This is a genomic window from Bdellovibrionota bacterium (genome assembly GCA_035292885.1).
Taxonomy (GTDB): domain Bacteria; phylum Bdellovibrionota_G; class JALEGL01; order JALEGL01; family DATDPG01; genus DATDPG01.
In genome coordinates this window covers 1-6,485 of record DATDPG010000206.1, presented here as the reverse complement: position 1 = coordinate 6,485, position 6,485 = coordinate 1, and the positions used below count along the sequence as shown (strand labels likewise).

Annotated in this window: 10 protein-coding genes and 1 tRNA gene; 2 read left to right on the top strand and 9 right to left on the bottom strand. The window is 53.9% G+C overall.

Annotation, left to right across the window (positions count from 1 at the left end):
- Window positions 1-136: 136 nt before the first annotated feature.
- The 7 genes from VI895_14930 to VI895_14900 form a co-directional block, all read right to left on the bottom strand.
- Window positions 137-634, bottom strand: a complete 498-nt coding sequence (locus tag VI895_14930) for a hypothetical protein (GenBank protein HLG21092.1) — start codon at window positions 632-634, stop codon at window positions 137-139.
- A gap of 9 nt (window positions 635-643) precedes the next feature.
- Window positions 644-832: a hypothetical protein gene (locus VI895_14925; GenBank protein ID HLG21091.1), complete on the bottom strand. Its 189-nt coding sequence runs from the start codon at window positions 830-832 to the stop codon at window positions 644-646.
- 47 nt (window positions 833-879) lie between these two features.
- Window positions 880-1,206, bottom strand: a complete 327-nt coding sequence (locus VI895_14920; GenBank protein HLG21090.1) for a hypothetical protein — start codon at window positions 1,204-1,206, stop codon at window positions 880-882.
- 365 nt (window positions 1,207-1,571) lie between these two features.
- Window positions 1,572-2,603, bottom strand: coding sequence for a hypothetical protein (locus VI895_14915; GenBank protein HLG21089.1), 1,032 nt, complete (start codon window positions 2,601-2,603; stop codon window positions 1,572-1,574).
- A gap of 2 nt (window positions 2,604-2,605) precedes the next feature.
- Window positions 2,606-3,100: a hypothetical protein gene (locus VI895_14910; protein HLG21088.1), complete on the bottom strand. Its 495-nt coding sequence runs from the start codon at window positions 3,098-3,100 to the stop codon at window positions 2,606-2,608.
- A gap of 201 nt (window positions 3,101-3,301) precedes the next feature.
- Window positions 3,302-4,198, bottom strand: coding sequence for a TIGR02757 family protein (locus VI895_14905; protein HLG21087.1), 897 nt, complete (start codon window positions 4,196-4,198; stop codon window positions 3,302-3,304).
- Window positions 4,153-4,827, bottom strand: coding sequence for a HEAT repeat domain-containing protein (locus tag VI895_14900; protein ID HLG21086.1), 675 nt, complete (start codon window positions 4,825-4,827; stop codon window positions 4,153-4,155). Before VI895_14900 ends, VI895_14905 begins: the two co-directional genes overlap by 46 nt.
- Before the next feature lie 368 nt (window positions 4,828-5,195).
- Between VI895_14900 and VI895_14895 the strand changes: the two genes are divergently transcribed.
- Together VI895_14895 and VI895_14890 are read left to right on the top strand one after the other, a co-directional pair.
- Entirely contained in the window at window positions 5,196-5,474 is a 279-nt protein-coding gene (locus tag VI895_14895) for a BrnT family toxin (protein ID HLG21085.1), read from the top strand.
- Complete coding sequence (locus VI895_14890) at window positions 5,452-5,730, top strand: hypothetical protein (protein HLG21084.1); 279 nt, start codon at window positions 5,452-5,454, stop codon at window positions 5,728-5,730. Before VI895_14895 ends, VI895_14890 begins: the two co-directional genes overlap by 23 nt.
- Window positions 5,731-6,251: 521 nt before the next feature.
- Here VI895_14890 and VI895_14885 read toward each other — a convergent pair.
- A tRNA-Arg gene (locus VI895_14885) sits at window positions 6,252-6,326 on the bottom strand.
- A 2-nt stretch (window positions 6,327-6,328) separates the two neighbouring features.
- Window positions 6,329-6,485 (bottom strand): adenine phosphoribosyltransferase (locus tag VI895_14880; GenBank protein ID HLG21083.1); only part of this gene is annotated, 157 nt, incomplete at its 5' end.

The window sequence follows — 6,485 nt, the reverse complement described above, 5'->3', positions numbered from 1 at the left end:
AGGCTGCCAGCTGCGTTCTCGGGACCAAATGTCCTCAACGTACTGCAGAGAGTACGCTTCCGGGCATTTGGCCCCTGCGGCCTTGCTGACAGCCTTTTCGCTCGGGCTCGCGACGAACCTATTTATGAGACCGGTTCTAATCTTTTTTCTTTTTCGGGTCGCGTCCGCCCGAGAGAACGTTATGGAACGGAATCTCGGCTAATTTGGCTTCATTGATGGGAAGATCGACATCTTCCTCCGCCTCGTCATTCTTTGGATCGGGTACCGGCCCTGTCGGTTTTTCGGCAGGAGGATTCGTATCGGTCAAACTATGCGTATCGATCTCCGTTGCCGAGCCGGTTTCTCGGGAAACTTGTTGAATCGGGCGAGGCGACACCCTCGGCAATTGCTCCATCAGTTCGGCCTTCGCGATAAGCGTCTCTTGAGGAGGCGATCCGCTTTCAGAACTTCTCGCTTCTCCTCGGCCGCGATGACCGGATCGCTCCAACGAGTTTTGCAACGCCCCAACCTTGGACCGCAATTCCCGCAATTGGCGCCGGGCCGAACCGACGGCCCATAAAATCCAAGCGATGAGCCCCAGGAGAAGAACTCCGGCAAACACCGCTACGGTGCCTGGATGTTGAAGAGATTGCACGCGAGGCCCTTACGCGAGACCCAACTTATATTCGATTTTTCGCAGTTCCTGCTCTTCCACAAAAGTAATGGGCCGCTGAAATTGTTGCCGTGAATGAAGACCGTGCAAGACTTCAATCTCCCCCACCGTTAATTTTTCCTGGTGGTCCAGACAGACTTGGACACGTTCTCCTACGTTCAAGACGCTGGTGGCCGCCATCGCCTGCCGTTTATATCACCAGGCGGCTTCCGCCACCAAGCGGAGACCTATCGAGGATTGGAAAGCCGGGAAAAAGAATTCCGTGTCGAAAACATATTGATCCGCGGCGCTCCGGGGCTCTTTTCCTGAATCTGAGATGGTTTCGCGGAAACGGCTCCCTCGGGCGATTGTGCCGCCATGGTCGGTCCGGAAAGGGCCTCCGGATGAAGCATCGGCTTCGGCGCATTCTTCATTAAAATCTTCCGCTCCAGGTCGCGAACCAGTTTCTGTCTGCGAATCCCCTGATAAGGCACGGCGTACCGTGCGGCTGTGCGGCGGAGCTCAAAAAAATCCATGCTGCTGAGCATCATTCGGGTCAATTCGGAAAAGTTCATGGGTCAGTCGCCTCCCTTAGTTTTCTTTCTGCACCGAAATTCAGTGAATCGGTGCAAACTGTCTAACTTAACGCGATGCATTAAATATGCCTCGCCCGAAAGGGACCCCCACCCGTATCCCCTCGTAATTCCAATAAAAAAATACAGCGCCTGCCCGTTTCTGGATCGGCCTCAGAACTCCATTCCGCATCTGCGTCGCTGCCGCCACATCCTTGGCCGTCTCCGGGGAGGGATTTCCTTGTCCCGTCCCCTCTTCTTCTCACTTGGGCTGCGCTTGCGGAGGGGATCATAATCCCGCAAACGGCAATCTTGCAACCCCCTTTTTTTGAGCCCAAGAATGATTCTAGAAATGGTTCGTTAAGTATTTAAATTGATGGACCGCAGACGTATTCCGAACTTACACACGAACAACTGCTGACGGTGACGGATCCCCCGCAGGAAAAACCGCGCAAGCGCGCCGTTGCGAAAAGACTCGTCTGTCGCTGCTGCGCTTGACGAATCATTTGCCTGTCCGCCGCCTGGCGCACCGAACCCAGCGGCGAACGAACGAGCCATGAAGCAATGTGCGTCAAATCACTGAGAGCTTCCTTCCCGATCTCCTTCATATCGTTCCCCCACGCGCTCCACTCCTCGCCCAAGGAAAGACTATCCGCCACATCCTGGCATCTCGATTGATCACCCGGACTGAGTGTTCCGGACGCCCGCTTGTCCATACAGGTACAGAGAACGGACCCCTGCACAAACACTTGAGTGTCGACCCGCTGAAGGCAGGTCACTGTAATCCGGCCTCCACAGGCGGCTGCCAGATACTGCTGATTGAGTCCCTGATAAGCCGAGGTTTGAAACGGAATCATTCGCCCCCAGCCAGGGCCGCCGACGAAGACTTGATTCAACGCCGTAGCCGGATTGATGAACTGACTTCCTACCGGTCCCAGGACTCCTGGAGCCACTTGGAAGGGGACCGAGTATTGGGGGCCAATTTGTTGGAATGGAATACCGCGCAGATCGGTCGCGCCATACGGAATGACCGATCCGGGACCGATGTCGATCTGACCAATGCGTGCTTGGCACAACACGCATATGGTTTGCGCGTGAACGGTTACCTGAGTTCCATCCTCTGACGAATCTGCATCGGAACCGTCGGATGAATGCTCTGCGCATAACTGTTTCGCCGCTTCGCATTCATCGTCCGTCGGAGTTTCAGCGCTTAAGAGTCCGTTCGCCTGACCCAATGCCGGTACGGTGGGCGAAGGTAGGCTCGGCGCGGTCGTTTGCCGCGCGTTCTGATTCGCGTTTTGAACCGCGTAACCCGGCAGATAAGCCGGAAGGTTCTGACTCCCGTCGCTGCATCCTAGGAGCAGGGCGATGGAGGCGATGCTTAAGACGAGTTTTTTCATGCTTAGAATCCAAACCTCACGGAATCCTTGAACTCGAAATTTACTTGGGCCCGGCCCGTTAGCACCTGCCCATCAGCCGCGACCCGGCCGCCCGACCGGTTCGTAATGTCGGTGAAACGAACAACTCCCTGAATGATGGCTTCCGTCTGTCCTCCCAGCGTAATGCTTCCACTGATCAAAACGCCGTCGATCGGAAGGTAACTCCCTAAGAAATCATGGACGGCCAAAACGTCTGAGACCGAGATGGCCAAGTAATCGCTGAAATATCCATCGGACTGAAAATTCATCGTGCAAAGAAGTGGCGAGTTGAGTTGACCGTCGAGACCGGGAACTCCGGGTCCTTGGGGAGGTCCGGCGTCGCAGTTAACGCCCTGTACCCCGAGTTCGAATTGTTGGCCGCTGATGACTCCATGAACCGATCCACCCGTGTCCGAACCGCACGCGGTCAAAATGAGAAGAACGAGAAAAGCGGGTATTCCAGATTTCTTGTACGTCATATCCGATCCACCTTTCCCTTCATCGGGAGCAAGACATATGCCATCCGTTTCGCATACTAACCTGCTGATAAAACAGCATTGTTCGCACATTTTCGGAGCCGAGATGCGCCATTTTTTGGGGCATCCGGGTCACGCCGCGGAACGGATGTCCTCGCAGGGACGGGTTCTAACTCGATGCGTTATAAGTGTCAAGACGGGGGTCTAAAACGTGCCGTTATTCAGAACGCATAGTTCCCGCAGCAGGCAATGCGGACAACAGTCCGGATCGGGTCGATGCCGGCAGCGGTTTAGAATCCCAAGGCGGGCTAAAGCAAAATCAAAACGTACCGGATCTTCCGGATCGAGTTCCCGTAGACGGGCCGTAACTTCCGACACCATTTTCCATCCGACTGTGCGGCGAGCCGTAAGACCGATGTACTGAAGGATCCGGCCCAGGTGAGTATCGATCGGCAACAGGAGTTGTCGCGGCGGAACCGCCTTCCAAATTCCAAGGTCCGGCGGTACCCGTCGAACCATCCAGCGAAGGAAAAGGTTCAATCGCTTACACCCACTTCCCATGACCGGGGTAGAAATCAAGAAACGGAGACCCAGCGACACCACCGGATCCGGAGAACGACAATGGATTTCCGAAAGGAGTTGATGACTGAAACGCTCCAGGCTCTTACTGAGATCTAAGTCGCCCGGCGCATACCCGGCCATAAAGACCCGTTCGATTGAACCGAACTTGCGAAGGATTCTGCGAAGCCCCTTGAACAGAAAATGCAGATCCTGTCCTGTCACCCATCGATGCCGAAACGAACGAAGTCGTTTTGGAAGCTTGTTCGGCCACGAGTAAACGGTTTCGTAAGGCGACGAACCCAGAACCTGCAGAAGACTCTCTAACGACTGAAAAATCGTTCTTACGTTTCCGAACGCGAGCAGCGCCGATACAAAACCGACCAATTCCCGATCCCGCACCGTGGTGTAGCGATGCGGAAACTTGAGCGGGTCCGTGTGAAGAAATCGTTCATCGAAATGCGATGCGAGCCGATCGAGAGCCGGGCGGAGCGAATTTACCGATTCAGGTCGTACAAATACTGTCGCCCGTATTTTTCCCATGATTCTTCCGCGGCTTTTTTCTCGTCGGGGGTTTCATCCCGCGCTTTAAACGTGGCCTTATTTCGTTCCCACCATAATTGAATCTCACGAATTCCCTGTTTTCGTTTCGCGGGCGGATCCGCATAATGATATTCGAACGTCACCCGCGTAATCCGCTGAAAGGCCCGCTCCGCATTACCCCGGACATCTTCGTTCGGGTCATTCAGATAATGAATCATCAATGGAACGGCGCGACCATCGCCGATCTCTCCAAGAGCATGGATACAAAACTCCCGGATATCCGGAACTTTGGCCATGCGGAAGAGATCCGGCACCGCTTCCGAGGCTCTCACCTCTCCCAGAAAATCAATCGCGTCCCGCCGAAATTCAGACTTGGCATTGGTTGCAAGAGCTCTCGCTTTCGCGATCTTTGCTTCGCGAGTGGGTTCGGCTCGCATCATGTTCCGAAATCGAATGACGCGTTCGCGATAGTAAGCCGGCGCCGACTTTAGGTCGACGTCCGGTGTGTACGTTGCCGTGGCGGATTTCGGAACCGTTTGCTGCGTTTTCTTCAATCCTTTCCCTTGTCCGAACAGCGTGGAAGATGACAGAAATAAACCTAAGACGAGGCACCCAATCAAGCGCGGCATTGGATGTCATTATAGCCAGAACCCCTTCCCCCCGCGAGGAATTGAATGACGCTCGCGCTGAGAGCTTCAATTCCTGCAAGCACCCCGGTTGGCGCCACGCGCACGACTTTTTTCGTGTAGCGAGGCCGCGAGGAGCGAGGGACCGGAATGTATTTGGGTCCGTGCATGAGGATCCCTATCGACGCGCAACGAAGCTATGCGGGAAAAGACCGACCGCGGTGCCCCCAATCACTCCGAGTTGGAGCCAAATTGTGGGTTGCTTAATAGCGACAAACAACGCAACTGTCTGCAGTAATTGAAATTTTAATCTCCCTCCTGAATCTCAATTAATATGGTATTATACATACTAGTATGGTAAACGTTTCAAGATGGATTTTGAGTGGGATCTCTCCAAGGAGATTCTCAATCTCCGAAAGCACGGCATTCAATTTTCGGAGGCAGTCGAGAGTTTCTTTGATCCTCAAGGGTTTCAAATGGTTGATAGAAAACATTCTGGCAATGAACAAAGATTGTATTGGATTGGCAAATCCGCTTCAGGACGAATTCTCACCACTTGGTTTACAAAAAGAGGTCGTCTCATCCGAATAATCGGGTCCGCTGAGTGGAGAAAGTTCAGGAGGCTATATGAAACAACCCAGACTGAATGACCTAAGATTGGATCGCAAGGGTACGAAAGAATTGCGATCGAGTTTGGCCAGGGCAAAAAAAGTAAAAATCACCATCAATGTCGACCAAGAAAGCCTTGTGCTCTTACGAACAATGGCTGGAAAGACAGGTACGCCATATCAGCGGCTGCTTAACCAGATTTTGAAGGAAGGATTAGGCGAACGACAAGCCGCAGAATCTCGCATTGAAAGAATTGAAAAAGAAATTGAAAATTTAAAGCGACAACTTGCCGCGTGACTGCACCGAATGAGTCGTTTCATTTCGCTTGCTCGCGCTGAGAGGTTCAATTCCTGCGGGAGCTTACTACCAAATACGCAGATTGGGCCGAATAGCGAGGCCCGAGCGACGAATCTCGCCACGCGTAGGACTTTTTTCGCGCAGCGAGGCCGCAGGCCGCGAGGAAGCGGAGCATACGTTCGTTGGTATGTGAGCATTCCGAGCGGCCGAGAACGAAGCTGCACGGAAAAAGGACAAGCGTGGTGCCCCCGCGAGGAATTGAATGACGCTCACACTCGCTTCGCGCTTCCATTCCAATCCAACGACTCGATCCCCGATCTTCTTACCCCTCCCCCCTCCATCAAAGTTTTGAACGCGCGCTGGGCTCGCGTTGACGAGTTTCTTCCAGCACGGAGACCCCCAGACTCAAAATTTACCCGGCAGGCAAGGCGCGACGATGCGAGGGACCGGAGTGTACTTGGATTCGTACATGAGGATCCCGAGCGAGGAGCAACGCCGCCGGCCGGGATAAATTTTGAGTCTGGTGCCCCCGCGAGGAATTGAACCTCGATTTAGGGATTAGGAATCCCCCGTTCTATCCGTTGAACTACGGGGGCGATCAGACGGCTAAGAGAGTTCGAATGTCGACATTCTCGAGTCTTTTGCGCCCACCCAATGCCTTCAACTCGATGACGAAACTTGCGCCCACAATCTCCGCGCCGAATTGCCGAAGCAATTGGATCGTCGCCAACGCCGTACCACCGGTCGCAAGAAGG